Genomic DNA, 16,285 nt, shown 5'->3' with positions numbered 1-16,285 from the left:
AGCCAGCCCCTCAGTTGACAAAGGAGTCCCATGACACAGCAGGAAAGCACCCGCCCGTCGAGCGTTTGGTCCGCGGTCGAAGGCATCGCGTTCGGGGGCGACTACAACCCTGAGCAGTGGCCAGCGAGTGTCCGGCTGGAGGATTTGGAGCTTATGCAGGAGGCGGGCGTGAATTTCCTCAGCGTGGGGATTTTCTCCTGGGCCCTGCTGGAACCCGCCGAGGGGCAGTACGAGTTCGGCTGGCTGGACGAAGTCCTGGACAACCTCGCCGGGATTGGCGTGAAAGTGGCCCTGGCCACCGCCACGGCCGCACCTCCGGCCTGGCTGGTGCGCAAGCATCCGGAAATCCTGCCGGTCACGGCTGACGGGACCGTGCTGGGACCGGGCTCAAGGCGGCACTACACGCCGTCGTCGGCCGTGTACCGCCGCTACGCCGCCGGGATCACCCGCGCACTCGCCGAACGCTACAAGGACCACCCCGCGCTGGCGCTGTGGCATGTGGACAACGAACTGGGCTGCCACGTCTCGGAGTTCTACGGCGAAGAGGATGCAGCCGCCTTCCGGGCCTGGCTCGAACGCCGGTACGGGAGCATCGATGCCTTGAACGCTTCCTGGGGCACGGCATTCTGGTCCCAGAACTACGGATCCTTCGAGGAAATCCTGCCTCCCGCCGTCGCACCGTCCACCCTGAACCCGGGCCAGCAACTGGACTTCCAGCGGTTCAACTCGTGGGCGCTGATGGACTACTGCCGGGAGCTGGTGACCGTCCTGCGCGAGGTGACCCCGGACATCCCCTGCACCACCAACCTGATGGCCTCAAGTGCCACCAAATCCATGGACTACTTCAGCTGGGCCAAAGACCTGGACGTCACCGCCAACGACCACTACCTGGTGGCCTCGGACCCGGAACGCCACGTCGAACTCGCGTTCAGCGCGGACCTCACGCGCGGCATTGCGGGCGGCGACCCGTGGATCCTGATGGAACATTCGACCTCGGCGGTCAACTGGCAGCCGCGCAACCAACCCAAGATGCCCGGCGAGATGCTGCGCAATTCGCTGGCCCACGTGGCCCGCGGGGCGGACGCCGTGATGTTCTTCCAGTGGCGGCAAAGCTTTGCGGGGTCTGAGAAGTTCCACTCCGCCATGGTGCCGCACGGGGGACGGGACACGCGGGTATGGCGTGAGGTGGTGGAGCTCGGCGCGGCACTGAAACGCCTCGAACCCGTGCGCGGTTCGCGGGTCCAGTCGCGTGCCGCCATTGTCTTCGACTACGAGGCCTGGTGGGCCAGTGAAATCGACTCCAAGCCAAGCATCGACGTGAAGTACCTGGAGCTGCTCAGGGCGTTCCACCGGTCGCTGGTCCTCCGCGGCATCTCCGTGGACCTGGTGCATCCCTCAACGTCACTGGACGGCTACGACCTGGTCCTGGTGTGCACGCTGTACGCCGTGTCCGATGAGTCCGCCGCCAACATCGCCGCTGCGGCTTCGAGCGGGGCCACGGTCCTGGTCAGCTATTTCAGCGGCATCGTGGACGCTCAGGACCATGTGCGGCTCGGCGGCTACCCGGGCGCGTTCCGCGATCTCCTGGGTGTCCGGGTGGAGGAGTTCCACCCGCTGCTGGCCGGGGCCCAGCTGAAGTTGAGCGACGGGACCACCTCATCCATCTGGAGCGAGCATGTCCACCTTGCCGGCGCCGAGGTGATGCAGGCCTTTACCGAATACCCCTTGGAGGGTGTCCCCTCCCTGACCCGGCGGCCTGTCGGGTCAGGGGCCGCCTGGTACCTGGCCACCTTCCCCGACGCCGACGGCATTGAGGCCCTGGTGGACAAGCTGCTGGCCGAATCAGGCGTTTCCCCCGTCGCCGCTGCCGATCCCGGGGTGGAACTGGTGCGGCGCCTGTCCGCCGAGGGGCGCAGCTTCCTCTTCGCCATCAACCACACGAGGGCGGATGCCGCCGTGTCGGCCACCGGCCTGGACCTGCTGACCGGAGAGCCGTTCCCGGGCACGGTTCCTGCCGGCGGCGCCGCGGTGGTGGCGGAGGGCCAGGCAAAGCCCTAACGACGGCCGACGGCGGCACGGGCCTGGGAAACAGCTCCGCCCCGGAAGGAACCATCGGTTCCCGCCGGGGCGGAGCTGCCACCCGCCGTCGGACGCCTCGGGTGGGGTGTTACCCGCCCGAGATGTCCGGAGCCGTGTAGCGGCGTGCGGATCAGCTGCCGATGGCGGACTTCATCTCGTCGGTGGCCTTCTTGCCCGCGTCGGCCGGGGACAATCGGTCAAACAGGACTTCCGAGGTGTAGCGCTTGATGATTTCCTGGATGGCTCCCGCACCCTTTGGCGGCGGCGCCGGGGCTTCGCCAAGTTCGCCCTTGATCTGGTCGATGAAGGTGACCACCTTGACGTCTGCCGGAGTCAGTTTTGACTGGATGGCTGCCCGGACATCAGCGTTGGGATACACACCACGGTCCGCCAGGAGCGCTTCGCCGGCTTTGACGTTGTTGGTCAGGAAGTTGATGAACTTGGCCGTTTCCTGCGGGTGCTTGGTGCGCGAGGAAGCGGACCAGAACTGCGAGGCCTTGTACCAAAGCTCCGCGTCGGCTGCCGATCCCGTCTTGGTGGGGAACCGCAGGATCTTGAGGTCTCCGCCGCTGGCCTTCTCAAGGGCAGGCGCCTGGTTGGACCACCAGAACGCCATGGCGTTCTTGCCGGTCGCCAGGCCGCTCTGGTCCAGGGGAGCGGCCTCAGCCTCAACCACTTCGGACGCGGAGGGCACCGCCTTCTTCTGGCTCAATTCCTTGAGGAACGCCCACCATTCGGCGATGTCACCGGGCTCGAAGCCCAGCTTGCCGTCGGAGGTGTAGAGGGACTTGCCGTCCTGCCGGAGCCAGACTCCGAGGGAGGCCTCATCCGTTCCGTAAGCTGCCGCGCCGTAGGTGCCCTTTGGCGACTTCGCGGTGATCTCGGCGGCGATCCGGCCGAAATCGTCCCAGGTCCATTTGGTGTCATCCGGCAGCGGAACTCCGGCGGCCTGGAAAACTGCGGGGTTGGCCAGGATGGTGGCGGCGTTGATGCCGGCCGCGATGCCCGTCAGGCCCTTCTGGCTCTTGCCTGCATTCAGGGCCGCTTCGTCCAGTTTGGAGGTGTCGACGTCGTACTTGGAAAGATCCAGGAGCGCGCCGCGGCTGGAGTATTCAGTGATGTATTTTTCGTCCATCTGGATGATGTCCGGGGCGTCGTTGGCTGCCACCTGGGTGGCGAGCTTGTCCCAGTAACCACTCCAGTCGCCGAACTCCGGCTTGATCTTGATTTTGGGGTTTTCGGCTTCGAACTGCTTGATGGCTTCCTGTGTCAACTGGGCGCGTTTGTCGCCGCCCCACCAGGAGAAGCGAAGCTCTACGGTTCCGTCAGCGCTCTGCGGAGCGGCTCCCCCGCCGCAGGCACTGAGGGCCATGACTGCGGCGACTGCGGCTGCGACAGCACCTGCTGTCCGGGTTCGGCGCGGTGCGCGTGAAGGTGGTGCCCCTGCCGGCTGCTTGGCAGCAAATGCAGGACGGGGAAAAAGCGGCACTGTGTAACTCCGATCTTCTTTGATCAAGGTGCGGTGATGTTGGGGATGGCCTGGCAGCAGCCGTCGAGGTTTCGAAGACTGCGCCTAAGCTGCGAAAGCGCTTTCTGCACCTAATACTACAAGTCTAAAACTTGTATTACAAGATGTTATGCGAAGTGCGTCCATCCCATGACGCGCGAACGGCCCGTCGCTGGCGACGGGCCGTTCAAACAGGTGGCGCAGGGGCGCATGGCGCCGGGGTGAGGCCCGGCGTTACTTGATGCCCGTGGTGGCGATGCCCTTGATCAGGAACCGCTGGCCGAACAGGAACACCAGGAAGACCGGCAGCAGGGACACGATGGACATGGCGAACAAGGATCCCCAGCTGGTGGCGGACTGCGAGTCGACGAACGCGCGCAGTGCCACCGGAACGGTGAACATATCCGGGTCCGTGAGGTAGATCAGGGCGCCGAAGAAGTCGTTCCAGGTCCAGATGAACGTGAAGATCGTGGTGGTGGCCAGGGCCGGCACCATCAGCGGCAGGATCACGCGAAGGAAGATGCGCGGGTGGCCGGCTCCGTCGATCCTCGCGGCCTCGTCAAGCTCCTTGGGGATGCCGCGGATGAACTGCACCATGAGGAAGACGAAGAACGCATCCGTGGCCAGCAGCTTGGGGACGATCAGCGGCCAGAAAGTATTCACCCAGCCGATCTGCGAGAACAGGATGTACTGCGGCACGATCACCACGTGGAACGGGAGCATGATGGTGAGCAGCATGATGCCGAAGAACAGCTTCTTGGCGGTGAACTGCAGCCGCGCGAACGCGTAGGCGGCCATCGAGCAGGAGACCAGGTTGCCCAGGATCGAGCCGATCACCACGATTGCGGAGTTGATCATGTAGTGGCCGAACGGGTGCGTCAGGGCCGACCATCCGGACGTGTAGTTGCTCATTTCCAGGCTGTTCAGCCACAGGCCCGGTTCACGGAAAATCAGGTCGTTCGGCCGCAGCGAGGAGACCACCATCCACAGGAGCGGGTAGATCATCAGCCCGCCGGCCAGGATCAGGATGCCGTGCTTCATCAGCGATTTGCCGCGCTGGGCCCTGCTGAAGGCCAGCGTTCCCCGGGACTCGCGGACCCTGGGCTTGCGGTTCGTAGGCTTGCCGGCGCCCCCGGACTTCTTGTCCGGGGTGGGCAGCGTCTCAAGCTTAGTCGTCATAGAAAACCCAATACTTAGAAGCGATGAAGTTGATGGCGGTGAAGACGCCGATGATGAGCAGCAGCACCCACGCCATGGCTGAGGCGTAGCCCATGTCGAACTGTCCGAAGCCCTTTTGGTAGAGGTACAAGGTGAAGAACATCGTTGAGTCGGAAGGTCCGCCGTTGCCGCCGGAGACGATGAACGCCTGGGTGAAGGACTGGAACGAACCGATGATCTGCAGTACCAGGTTGAAGAAGATGATGGGGCTCAGCAGCGGCATGGTGATCCGCCAGAACTGCTGGAGCGTGGTGGCACCATCAACCCTTGCCGCCTCGTAGTACATGTTGGGGATCTGGCGCAGGCCCGCGAGGAAGATGATCATCGGAGCGCCAAAGGTCCACACGTGCAGCAGGATGATGGATCCCAGGGCCGTGCTGGGGTCCGAGATCCAGCCGGGACCCTGGATGCCGAACATGGCCAGGACCTGGTTGACCAGGCCGGTGGTGCCGAAGATCTGCTTCCACAGGATGGCGACGGCGACCGAACCGCCCAGCAGCGACGGCAGGTAGAACACGGAACGGTAAAACGGAAGGCCGCGGAGCCCCTTATCCAGGACGAGCGCGATCAGCAGTGCCACAGCCAGCTGCAGTGGCACACCCACCAGGACGTACGTGAACGTAACCCGCAACGAGTTGTGCAGCCGGGCGTCGCTGAGCATCCTGGTGAAGTTGTCCAGCCCCGTCCACTCCGGCGGCTGCAGCAGGTTGTAGTCCGTGAAGGAAAGGTAGAGGGACATCAACATGGGGCCGATGGTGATGGCCACCAGGCCCACCAGCCACGGGAGCAGGAAAATATAGGCGGCCTTGTTATCCCGCCTGTTGGCCTTCTTCTCCTCAGCGGTGGCTTTGCCCTTCCGCCGGCTCAACGAAGACAGTTCGCTGATGGCGCTCACGGTTGCTGCTCCGTCACGGACAGCAGGCAAGCGTCGCCCGGCAGCGGGGCCGGACGGCGCGTCCTGGGAATATGCTTTGCGGCCATGTGGTCTCCTTTGGTCATCGTGGCCTCCACGTTTCGGTCATCGCCAGGCGATGGGGGGAATTGGACTCCCTTCGCGGGCCCGCCGCCTGCCCGTCAGGGCTGGAGCGGTTCCGCCCGCCGGGAGCGTCGTTTTAGAAAGCGGCTCCGTACCAAAGTAAACGGTTTCTTGACTCCTGTACAGCCCTTTGTTAGTTTTTGAGAAAACGTTTTCTGTTACATCTGGCAGGGGGACGTGACCACCAAAATGAGGGGGACAACAATGAGGTTTGGTCTCAGGAAATCGGTAATGGGAATCACCGGCGCCGCCGCAGCGCTTGCCATGGTCCTTACCGGCTGCGGCAACAGCCAGCAGGCCGGGAAGGTGGGGACTGCGGAGGATCCCGTCACCATCCGGTTCGCGTGGTGGGGCAACGATTCCAGGGCAAAGACCACCATGGAGGTCATCAAAGCCTTCGAAGCCGCCAACCCCACCATCAAGGTCCAGGGTGAGAACACCGAGTTCAGCTCCTACTGGGACAAGATGGCCACCCAGATCGCCGGCGGAACCACCCCGGACGTGATCGCCATGAGCGGCGCCTACCCCAGCGAATACTCCAGCCGCGGCGTCCTCCTGGACCTGGACAAGGTCAAGGACCAGATCGACACCTCGAAGTTCGCCGACGGGACTGTCGACCTGGGCAAGATCAACGGAAAGCAGTACACCATTACGGCTGGGGTCAACTCCATGTCCATGGTCCTGGACCCCAAGGTCTTCGAGGCCGCCGGCGTGCCGCTGCCGGACGACGAAACGTGGACGTGGGACGACTACGCACGGATCGCCGCGGAAATTTCCAAAAAGTCGCCGGGCGGAACTTTCGGCACGACCCCCATGGCCAACGATTCCTTCCTCGCCGTCTGGGCACGCCAGAATGGCCAGGAGCTCTACACGGACGACGGCAAGAAGATGGGTATCAGCGAGGACACGCTCGCCAAGTGGTTTGAGCTCAACAAGAAGCTGATGGAAACCGGGGGCGCACCCTCCGCGTCCCAGACCGTCGAGGACGGGTCCGCCCAGCCTGAGATGACACTGATGGGCCAGGGAAGGCAAGGAATGAAGATCTCCTGGAGCAACCAGATGACGTCCTACTCCGGCGCCCCGCTGGTCATGATGAAACTTCCGGGCGAAAGCAAGACGCCGGGGGCCTGGCTGCGTTCGTCGATGGAATACGCCATCTCGTCCAAATCCGCCCAACCCAAGGAAGCGGCCTTGTTCGTCAACTACCTGGTCAACAACATGGACGCGGCCACCAAGATCAAGAGCGACCGCGGCATGCCCGCCAACACCGAGCTGAAGGCCGGCATCACTCCCCTGCTCAAGGAAACCCAGCAGAAGGAAGCCACCTACCTGGACCGGATAGCGGCCATGAAGATCCCGGCACCCAAGCCCTTCCCGGCGGGATCATCCGCAACCCTGGAAGTTTTGAACCGTTACAACACGGATGTACTCTTCGGAAAGATCGCGCCACGGGACGCCGCCAAAGGCATGATTTCAGAGGTCAACCAAAACCTCGCCTGACGCCTGCCGCGGCGGACGGACGAACAGCCACCAACCACGAAAGGAGGCAGGCACATGATCACGGCAACACGGCCCAGCGCCATCGCCGGCTACGACGATTGGCCTGCCTATGTCCGGGCCCATCCCCGCCACCGGGCATCCACCGCAGCGGCGCAGGAACTCTCGGACGCCTTGGGCGTCCCGGCTGCGTCCGCGCCGTTGGAGGTTCGGGTGCAGTGGGAGGAAACGTACGACGACGCCACCACCACCGAACTGAGCTGGCAGGTGGGCTTCGGGCCGCGCACCACGGGCTGGCTGGTCCGGCCGGCAGGACATTCCGGCCCCCTGCCAGGCGTCCTGGCCCTGCACTGCCACGGCGGAAACAAGTTCGGCGGCGCAGACCGGCTGGTGGAGCTCCCAACAACCCATCCGTCTGCGGCTGCCGCACGCGCAGGCCACTATGACGGCCGTGCGCTGGCCACCGGCATCGCCCGCCAGGGTTTCGCTGTCCTGGCCCATGACACGTTTGCCTGGGGCAGCCGCAGGTTTGACCTCTCCGCCCCGCCATGGCGGACCGCCGCGGCCGTTGACGCACGGCAGGCGCAGTGGCGGGCGGACGGCGTCGCGCCTTCCGAGGCGGAGGAATACAACGCCGCGGCCGGCGTCCATGAGGACACTGTGGCCAAGGCGGCGGGGCTGCTCGGCACCAGCCTGGCCGGCATGGTGGCCCATGACGACCTTGCCGCCCTCGACGTCCTGGCCGCACTGCCCGGCGTCGATGCGGGCAGCCTGGGGTGCATCGGTTTCTCCGGCGGCGGCGGCCGTTCCCTCACCCTCGCCGCCCTCAGCCCGCGCATCAGGGCCGCCGTGGTCACCTGCATGATGACCACGTTTGAGTCCCTTTTCCCCGCTTACCTCGACGCACATTCGTGGCTGCTGCAGACTCCTGGACTGTGGAAGCTGGGTGACTGGCCCGAACTCACCGCCCGCGCCGGGTCCGCCCGGTTCCTGGTGCAGTACGCCCTTGCTGACGAACTCTTCCCGGAAGCCGGAATGCGGCAGGCCCACCAGTTACTCGAATCCCTGCACAGCGGCACGGACAGGTATGCCGGCAGCCTCTGGCCCGGCGGGCACGTCTTCACGGCGGCCATGCAGGACGAGGCCATCGACTTCCTGGCGGAAACGCTCACCTCCTGACCCCCAACCAGCAACGCTCCCAAGGACCCACGTGACCACACAGCATTCGGCGGAATCCACCCATCCGCAGTCCACGCCCACAGACCTTCCCAGGGTTGCCCTGGTGGGCGTGCACGGCTTCGGCGAACGGCACCTCGCCAACCTGGCCCGGCTCGAACAGGCCGGCGCCCTGGAACTGGTGGCCGTCGCCGATCCCAACCCGCCGCAGCCAGGCAGCCTGGCCGGATCAGTGGCCGTGTACCCGGACCTGGACCGGCTGCTGGCCGCCAAGCCGGGCGTCGACGTCGTCATTATTGCCACCCCCATCCAGACGCATGCTCCCCTGGCCATCGCGGCATTGTCCGCCGGAATGGACGTCTATGTCGAAAAGCCGCCGGTGGCATCCCTGGCGCAATTCGAGCAGGTCCTGGCCGCGGCCAGGGATCACGGCCGCCTGGTCCAGGTGGGCTTCCAGAGCCTGGGCTCCCAAGCCCTGCCCGCCATCCGGGGCCTGGTGGAGTCAGGTGAAATAGGCACCGTGCTGGGGCTCAGCGCCACCGGCCAATGGCTGCGGACCAAGGCGTACTTCAACCGCTCGCGCTGGGCCGGGAAGCGCAGCCTCGACGGCACGGACGTGGTGGACGGGGTGGCAACGAACGCCCTGGCCCATGCCGTTGCCACCGGACTGCACCTGGCGGGCGCGCATACCCTCGCGGACGTCCGCTCCGTGGAAACGGACCTGTACCGGGCCAACAGCACCGAAAGCGATGACACGTCCATTCTGCGGATTCGCACCGCTGGCGGAGAGACCCTGCTCTGTGCCCTCACGCTCTGTGCCCCCGAGCAGCTCAACCCGGCCGTTACGGTGCACGGAACGCTGGGCGAGATCACGCACTCCTATACGGAGGACCACGTCGTCATCACCACCCCGGCCGGCGAGCGCCGGGAGTCCTACGGCCGGACCGACCTGCTCGAAAACCTGCTGGATGCCCGGGCCCACGGGACGCCCCTGCTCTGCGCGCTGGAAGACACCGGAGCGTTCACCGCCGTCCTGGAGGCTATCCGCACCGCGCCCGCACCAGCCCCGATCGGCACCGGCTTCATCACGTGGGAAGGCGAGGGCGACGACGCCCATCCGGTGGTGCAGGGCATCTCCGGAACGCTGGAGCGCGCCGTCAAGGCACAGGCAACGTTCGCAGAACTGGGCGTGCCCTGGGCCCGTCCCCTTCCGGCGGTCCGGACGCTGACCGTTGAGGGCCACCCGGTGGCGGAATACCAGGACGGCAGCCATATCCGGGCAGTATCCTCCCCACGCCCCTACCTCCACCCGGTGCGCACCCTGAACGGCGTCGTGGTGACGGATCATCAGCCCCTTGACCACGTGTGGCACCTGGGTGCCGGCGTGGCCCTGCAGGATGTGGACGGGGTGAATTTCTGGGGCGGCCGCACCTACACCAGGGAAGCCGGCCAGTACGTGTGGCGCCCGGACCATGGCAGCATCGCAAGCACCGGCACCGTATCCCTCCAGGCCGACGCCGGCGCGGGCCGGCCCGGCGTCCTGCAGGAGACGCTGAGCTGGAACGGGCCGGACGGCTCCCCCGTTCTCCGTGAGGAACGCACCTGGGCGTGGTCCGCCGTCGAACCCTCCGCCTGGCGGCTGTCACTGGATTTTGCGCTGTCGCCCGCTGGGAACTCGCCGGTCAGCCTGGGCAGTCCCGGCTCCAACGGCCGGTTCGAGGGTGGCTACGGCGGCGTCTTCTGGCGGCTGCCCGAATGCGCGGATCCTGCCGTCTGGACGCCCGCCGGCTCCGGTGAGTCGCAGGCCCACGGCAGCGTCACGCCATGGCTCGCCTGGTCGGGAACGTTCGACGGCGGCCCGGCCACCTTGGTGTTCGTCGCCGCCGGAGACTCCACGGACCCATGGTTTGTCCGGGTGGACGGCTACCCGGGCGTCGGCCAGTCACTGGCCTGGGATTCGCCCGTCATGGCGGAACCCGGCGCGCCGGTGCGGCGGCACGTCACCGTTTTCGTGGCCGACGGACTCCTGGCCACCGCCGACATCGAAGCACTGATCAACCAGCAAGGGGATCCGTCATGACCCAGACCACAGCCGCAGCCGTTCCCCAGCAGGAGGCACGCCTGGCTCCCGGATCCCCGGGTGACCGGGCCATCAAGCGCCGGCGCGTACTGGACATTCTTGACGTGGCCGGGCGGGATTCGCTGCTCCTCACCACCAACACGGCCCTGACCTGGTACCTGGATGGCAGCCGGGTGCACGTCAGCCTGGCCGGCGACCCCATCGCCGCCCTGCTCGTGGCGCGCGACGGCGATCACCTGGTGACGTTCAACAACGAAGCCGGCAGGATCGCCGCCGAGGAGCTTCCGCTGGGAGTCAACCTGCATACCGTTCCCTGGTACGCGAACCTGCACCAGGCTGCGGCCGCCGTGGGCAATGATGCCGGGCCGCCGCTGTCCGAGGCAGAGGTTGTCGCCGAACTGCGCGCCGCCCGCCAGCAGCTGCTTCCGGCGGAGAGCGCCCGCTATGCCCTGCTCAGCGCTGACGTTGCCGGCATCATGACCGATGTCCTGTCCGCCGCCCGCCCGGACACTAGCGAATTCGCGCTGGTGTCGGCGCTGGCCGCGCGAGTGGTGGCCGCGGGGGCAGAGCCGCTGGTGCTCCTGTGCAACGGCAGCTCCCGCAGCACGTTCCGGCACCCCCTGGCCACGCACGCGCCTCTTGGCCGGCGTGCCATGGCGGTGGTTTGCGCCCGCCGCGACGGCCTGGTGGCCAACATCACCCGCTGGATCAGGTTCGACGCCGGCACTCCCGGAGAGCGCGACGCCGAGGCCCGCATCGCGGCAGTAGAGGCTGATATTTTCGATGCGACGGTTCCCGGCACCCGGCTGGACCGTATCTTCACCGAGATCCAGGCCGCCTACGTCCGGCATGGCTTCGGCGCGGACCAGTGGGAACAGCACCACCAGGGCGGGCCCGCAGGTTACGCGGGCCGTGACCCCCGGGTCACCTCCGGCGCCACGGATACGGTGGTGCTGGACCAGGCGTTCACGTGGAACCCGTCAGGGCCGGGCGTCAAGATCGAAGACACGGTCCAGCTCACGGGATCCGGGCTCCGCATCCTGACTGTTGATCCGCGCTGGCCGGTGGCCACCGTGAACGGGCTGGAACGCCCCGTGACCCTGCAGCTCTAAGTCGACGCCCGCTCACCTGCTGCAGCTTTAATCGAAACGCCCGCTCACTTATGGCCGTAAATACGGCCATAAGTGAGCGGGCGTTTCGTGTTTGGCTGCAGCAGGTGGGCGGGCGTTGTTACGGAAGCCGCAGTTCCCCATCCACACGGCGCAGGATCCCCAGCGGATTGTCCTCGCGCAACGCCGGGTGCAGGACACTTTCCGGGGCGTCCTGGTAGGCCACGGGACGCTGGAAGCGGCGGACCGCCGTCGCACCCACCGAGGTGAACAGCGAGGTGGTGGCGGGGTACGGGCCGCCGTGCTGCTGGGCCCAGTTCACGGCGACGCCGGTGGGCCAGCCGTCGAACAGGACCCGGCCGGCCAGGCCGGAGAGCTGCTCCACCAGGGCGGCGATGTCCTCGCCCGGTTGTGCATGCACTGTAGCCGTCAGGCTGCCGGGAACCTCCGCCAGGACAGCAGACAGCTCTTGCTGGTCCGTGTACTCGATGAGGATGGTGGTGGGGCCGAAGCATTCTTCAAGCAGCTGCCCGGGCCGGTCCAGGACCTTGGCCGCGGTGGTGGCGAACACCACCGGGGCCGCCCCGTTGGCTGCGGCGTCCTGGTCAACGCTGCCGCCCACCACCTCCACGCCCTCCACGGCTGCGAAGCTGCGCAGCCCGTCCGGGTAGGCTTCGGCGATGCGGCTGGTCAGCATGCCGGCCGCGGGCTTGTCCTTGCTGGCTTCCGCCACTTCGGCTGGGAAGGAGGTTCCGGCAGGGATGAATACCAGGCCCGGCTTGGTGCAGAACTGGCCCGCCCCAAGGGTGAAGGAGCCTGCCAGGCCGGCGGCGAGCTCCGCGGAGCGGGCCTTCAGTGCTGCCGCGGTGATGACCACCGGGTTGAGGCTGCCCAGCTCTCCGTAGAACGGGATGGGATCAGGGCGGGAGGTGGCGAGGTCGAAAAGGGCGCGGCCGCCGGGAATGGACCCGGTGAAGCCCACGGCCTTGATGGCGGGGTCCTGGACCAGCGCCGTTCCCACCTCGCGGCCGCTGACCAGGGCGAACAGGCCCTCCGGAGCACCCGCACTGCGAAGCGCCTCCGCGACAATTTCTGCGGTCCGCTCGGAGAGCCGCAGGTGCCCTGAGTGGGCTTTGACAACCACGGAGCAGCCGACGGCGAGGGCCGAGGCCGTGTCACCGCCTGCCACGGAGAAGGCGAACGGGAAGTTCGACGCCGAGAAGACCGCCACCGGCCCGATGGGCCGCAGGAGGCGGCGCAGGTCGGGTGTGGGCGGCGTGGCGGCGGGGTCCGGGTGGTCGATGATGGCTTCAAGGTAGGAGCCCTCGGTGATCACCCTGGCGAACAAGCGCAGCTGGCCGGTGGTGCGGGCCACTTCCCCCGTCAGGCGCGGGACACCGAGGCTGGTCTCGGCGTCGGCGATTTCCACCAGTTCCGCCGCGTTGGCGTCCAGGGCGTCCGCGACCGCGTGAAGCCACGCGGCGCGCTCTGCATCGGTGGCCGCAGCGGCAGTCCGGGCGGCCTCCGTCGCGGCAGCGGTGAGTTCGGACAGGGAAAGCGTTGCAGTTGTCACGTCAGGTACCTGTTCTGTGGATGTGCGTAGTGGTTACGGTGCGTCCCGGAAACGGAAGCCCAGTCCGGGCTGGTCCGCCAGGGCCACCCTGCTGTTGGCGAACCGCACCGGCGACGGGCCGGCCAGGATCCCCAGCTGTTCGAAGGATGCCTCCTCGACATCCTCCACCATTGTGGGTTCCGCCAGGGTCAGTGCCAGCTGCCCGGACAGTTCCGGCAGCAGGTGCAGCATGACCTTGATGCTGTGGGTCCGTGCCAGCTCCACGATCCGCCGGAACGGGGTGATGCCGCCTACCCGGATGATGTTGGGCTGGATGATGTCCACCGCCTCCGCCTCGATGAAATCGCGGAACCGGTAGATCGTGTGCAGGTTTTCGCCAAGGGCAATGGGCACCGGCGAATGTTTGCGGAGCCTTCGGTAGGCCCAGAGGTCGTCCGCACGGATAGGTTCTTCCAGCCATTCCAGCCCGAATTCGGCCAGGACATCGAGGGCCCGGAGGGTGGTGGGCAGGTCCCACCGCTGGTTGGCGTCGATCATGAGCCTGCGGTCCGGGCCCAGGACGGAACGGACGGCGGCAACGCGTTCGCGGTCCTCGCGGAGGTCCGGCTTGCCCACCTTGATCTTCACTGCCTGGTGGCCGGCGGCAACCCAGCGTTCGGCCTGCGCCACCAACTCTTCCAGGGTGTAGTGCAGGTTCACGCCGGAACCGTAAACCTCGGCTGACTCCTGCCGCTGGCCCAGCAGGCCCGTGACGGACATGCCGGCACGGCGGGCCTGCAGGTCCCACAATGCAAGGTCCACACCGGCCATGGCAATGGTGGTGAGCCCTCCGCCGCCGGCCTCGTGCAGCCGCTTCCAGAGCACGTCCCACACACCCTCGGGGGTGGCGGGCAGCCCGGTCACGAAAGGGGCGATGTCGTGGTCAAGCAACGCCTTGACTGCCTGGGGACCGATGGTAGGCGTCCAGGAGAAACCAAAACCCGTGCCGCCGTCGTCCGTGGAGATCTCGGTGGCGATCACGTGGTTCTCCGGTGCCTCCGCGCCCCAGCTGCGGCGCAGCGCAACGGTGAGGAGCCTCGTCGACAGGCCGGTGATGCGCGGGACGGTGCGGACGGTTTCGGCCGCCGGTGCGCTCATCAGTGCCCGGCCAGCTCGTAGCCCCTGGCCAGGATGGCCTTGAGCTCCACGAGCTGCTCCTCCGTGGGTTCCACCAGCGGCGGCCGCACCGGGCCCACCGGAAGGCCGCCCAGGCGCAGGCCGGCCTTGATCAGGGAGACGCCGAAACCGGGCGTCTGGTCGCGCAGGCGGACCAGTGGCGCGTAGAAGCCCTCCAGGAGGGCATTGCGGCGGTCTTCATCCCCGGAAACGTAGGCGTCGTAGTATGCCTTGGCGATCTCCGGCGCCATCGCGAACGCTGCCGACGAATACAGCGGGATCCCCAGGCCGCGGTAGGCGCCCTGCGTCAGTTCCGCGGTGAGCAGGCCGTTGAAGAACGCGAAGTCCTCCCGGCCGGAAGCCTTGACGGCGGACACGATCTCCTGGGCCAGGCCGACGTCGCCCAGGCCGTCCTTGAAGCCGATGACCTTGGGATTCGCCGCCAGCTTCGCCATGGACGCGGCCGTGAACTTTGCGTTGCCGCGGTGGTAGACAATGACCGGCAGGCTGCTGGCATCGGCGACAGCCTCGATGTAGGCCACCAGGCCGTCGGTGGGTCCGGTCACCAGGTATGGCGGAAGCACCAGGAGGGCGTCGGCGCCGGCTTCCTCGGCCACCCGGGCAGCAGCGAGTGCGTGGCCCAGCGGTCCACCAGCTCCTGCCACTACGGGGACTTTTCCGGCGACGACCTCGACGGCGGCCGCCACCACGGTGCGGACCTCGTCGATGCTGAGGGCATGGAATTCACCGGTGCCACAGGCAGGGAAGACGCCACCGGGGCCATAGGGCAGCCGGGAGGCGATGTGTTCCTTGAGCAGTGCGACGTCAACGGCGCCGTCGGCCGTGAACGGGGTGACGGGAAAAAACAGTACGCCGTCGAATTTCATGGTGTCTCCTTGCTTCCGCCGCCGGCTGTGACCAGCGTGGAAGCCTCGTCGTTGAGGGTGTGGCGGGACGTGAGTTCAGTGCGCCAGCTGCGCCGCGGCTGCCAGCCCAGGAGTTCCTGTGCCTTGGCGATGGAGAACGCGGGGCTGGTCCCGGTCAAGCCCGCGCTGATGTCTTCGCTGCCCGGCAGGAACCGGGGCATGAGCTCCGCCAGCGGCGCGGTTGCCAGGGCGTCCGCAGCTCCGACGAAGAAGGTTTCGCCGTTGGGAATGTCCGTCATTTTCCGGAGCAGCAGGTCAAGGAAGTCCGCCACATCCCGGGCGTCCACGTAGTTGAACAGGGCCGGCGCCGAAAGGGCGGGATCGGCCAGGCGTTCAGCCAGGGTGTGGCTCTGCTGGGTGGGCGCCCCCTCCCATTCCTCCGGTGAGATCACGAAGCATGGGCGGAATGCCGCGTACCGGATCCGCTCCCCCTGGGCGGCGGCGAACATCTGCACTGTCTGTTCGGCGATGAGCTTGGACAGCGCATAGGCGTTCCAAGGCTTCGGCGGCGTCCGCTCGTCGAGCGGGAACGACGGCGGAAGCCAGCCCGCGGGCGAGCCGTAACCGAGCACGGTGGGGCTGCTGGCGGTGATGATTTTGGGGACGCCCAGCTCGGTGGCCGCGCTGATCACGGCGAAGGCGAGCCTGGTGTTGGTCCCAAAGATGACGTCCTCAGGCGCGCTGAAAGGGACGGCGATCGCTGCAAGGTGGATGACGGCGTCGGGCCTTGACTCCCGGAGGAGGCGCAGCGCCTCCCCCGGCGCCAGGAGGTCCGCGGTTTCCTGCACGACGCCGGGCGGCAGCTGGCCGGCGGGCACGGCGTCACGGTCCACGGAGACCACCTCGTGGCCCGCCTGGGCAAGCCCCGCGACGACGCTGCGGCCCAGGCGGCCGGAGCCGCCGGTAACGAATATCCTGCTCATGGTTGT

12 protein-coding genes are annotated in these 16,285 nt (G+C 66.9%); 5 read left to right on the top strand and 7 right to left on the bottom strand.

The window, feature by feature from the left end; all coding sequences use genetic code 11:
- Window positions 1-30 precede the first annotated feature (30 nt).
- Entirely contained in the window at window positions 31-2,058 is a 2,028-nt protein-coding gene (locus tag QRM95_RS06580) for a beta-galactosidase (RefSeq protein WP_285247007.1), read from the top strand.
- Between the two features lie 151 nt (window positions 2,059-2,209).
- On the opposite strand, the gene QRM95_RS06575 is transcribed toward QRM95_RS06580, so the two are convergent.
- The 3 genes from QRM95_RS06575 to QRM95_RS06565 form a co-directional block, all read right to left on the bottom strand.
- Window positions 2,210-3,568 (bottom strand): ABC transporter substrate-binding protein, encoded by a 1,359-nt coding sequence (locus QRM95_RS06575; protein WP_285247006.1) that lies wholly within the window; start codon window positions 3,566-3,568, stop codon window positions 2,210-2,212.
- Window positions 3,569-3,820: 252 nt separating this feature from the next.
- On the bottom strand, window positions 3,821-4,765 hold the full coding sequence (locus QRM95_RS06570; protein WP_285247005.1) for a carbohydrate ABC transporter permease: 945 nt from the start codon (window positions 4,763-4,765) through the stop codon (window positions 3,821-3,823).
- On the bottom strand, window positions 4,755-5,699 hold the full coding sequence (locus QRM95_RS06565; protein ID WP_285247004.1) for a carbohydrate ABC transporter permease: 945 nt from the start codon (window positions 5,697-5,699) through the stop codon (window positions 4,755-4,757). The genes QRM95_RS06570 and QRM95_RS06565 overlap by 11 nt, the downstream gene beginning before the upstream one ends.
- Window positions 5,700-6,071: 372 nt before the next feature.
- Here QRM95_RS06565 and QRM95_RS06560 point away from each other — a divergent pair, with 372 nt between their 5' ends.
- Genes QRM95_RS06560 through QRM95_RS06545 form a run of 4 tightly spaced genes read left to right on the top strand, consistent with a single transcriptional unit; the run spans window position 6,072 to window position 11,705 of the window.
- The gene (locus tag QRM95_RS06560) at window positions 6,072-7,340 is read left to right on the top strand and encodes an ABC transporter substrate-binding protein (RefSeq protein WP_285247003.1); all 1,269 of its coding nucleotides are present in this window, start codon (window positions 6,072-6,074) and stop codon (window positions 7,338-7,340) included.
- A 54-nt stretch (window positions 7,341-7,394) separates the two neighbouring features.
- Window positions 7,395-8,516, top strand: coding sequence for an alpha/beta hydrolase (locus QRM95_RS06555; RefSeq protein ID WP_285247002.1), 1,122 nt, complete (start codon window positions 7,395-7,397; stop codon window positions 8,514-8,516).
- Between the two features lie 31 nt (window positions 8,517-8,547).
- Complete coding sequence (locus tag QRM95_RS06550) at window positions 8,548-10,593, top strand: DUF6807 family protein (RefSeq protein WP_285247001.1); 2,046 nt, start codon at window positions 8,548-8,550, stop codon at window positions 10,591-10,593.
- Window positions 10,590-11,705: a M24 family metallopeptidase gene (locus QRM95_RS06545; RefSeq protein ID WP_285247000.1), complete on the top strand. Its 1,116-nt coding sequence runs from the start codon at window positions 10,590-10,592 to the stop codon at window positions 11,703-11,705. Before QRM95_RS06550 ends, QRM95_RS06545 begins: the two co-directional genes overlap by 4 nt.
- A 118-nt stretch (window positions 11,706-11,823) precedes the next feature.
- On the opposite strand, the gene QRM95_RS06540 is transcribed toward QRM95_RS06545, so the two are convergent.
- Genes QRM95_RS06540 through QRM95_RS06525 form a run of 4 tightly spaced genes read right to left on the bottom strand, consistent with a single transcriptional unit; the run spans window position 11,824 to window position 16,279 of the window.
- On the bottom strand, window positions 11,824-13,275 hold the full coding sequence (locus QRM95_RS06540) for an aldehyde dehydrogenase (NADP(+)) (RefSeq protein WP_285246999.1): 1,452 nt from the start codon (window positions 13,273-13,275) through the stop codon (window positions 11,824-11,826).
- A 33-nt stretch (window positions 13,276-13,308) separates the two neighbouring features.
- A complete protein-coding gene (locus tag QRM95_RS06535) occupies window positions 13,309-14,412 on the bottom strand; it encodes a mandelate racemase/muconate lactonizing enzyme family protein (protein WP_285246998.1) in 1,104 nt (367 codons plus the stop codon).
- A complete protein-coding gene (locus tag QRM95_RS06530) occupies window positions 14,412-15,317 on the bottom strand; it encodes a 5-dehydro-4-deoxyglucarate dehydratase (protein WP_285246997.1) in 906 nt (301 codons plus the stop codon). Before QRM95_RS06530 ends, QRM95_RS06535 begins: the two co-directional genes overlap by 1 nt.
- Window positions 15,314-16,279: an NAD-dependent epimerase/dehydratase family protein gene (locus tag QRM95_RS06525; protein ID WP_285246996.1), complete on the bottom strand. Its 966-nt coding sequence runs from the start codon at window positions 16,277-16,279 to the stop codon at window positions 15,314-15,316. Before QRM95_RS06525 ends, QRM95_RS06530 begins: the two co-directional genes overlap by 4 nt.
- Between the last annotated feature and the right edge of the window lie 6 nt (window positions 16,280-16,285).

Origin of the sequence: Pseudarthrobacter sp. efr-133-R2A-89, assembly GCF_030209315.1 — a bacterium.
GTDB lineage: Bacteria > Actinomycetota > Actinomycetes > Actinomycetales > Micrococcaceae > Arthrobacter.
The sequence above is the reverse complement of the archived record's forward strand: the minus strand, read 5'-3'. Positions and strand labels throughout refer to the sequence as shown.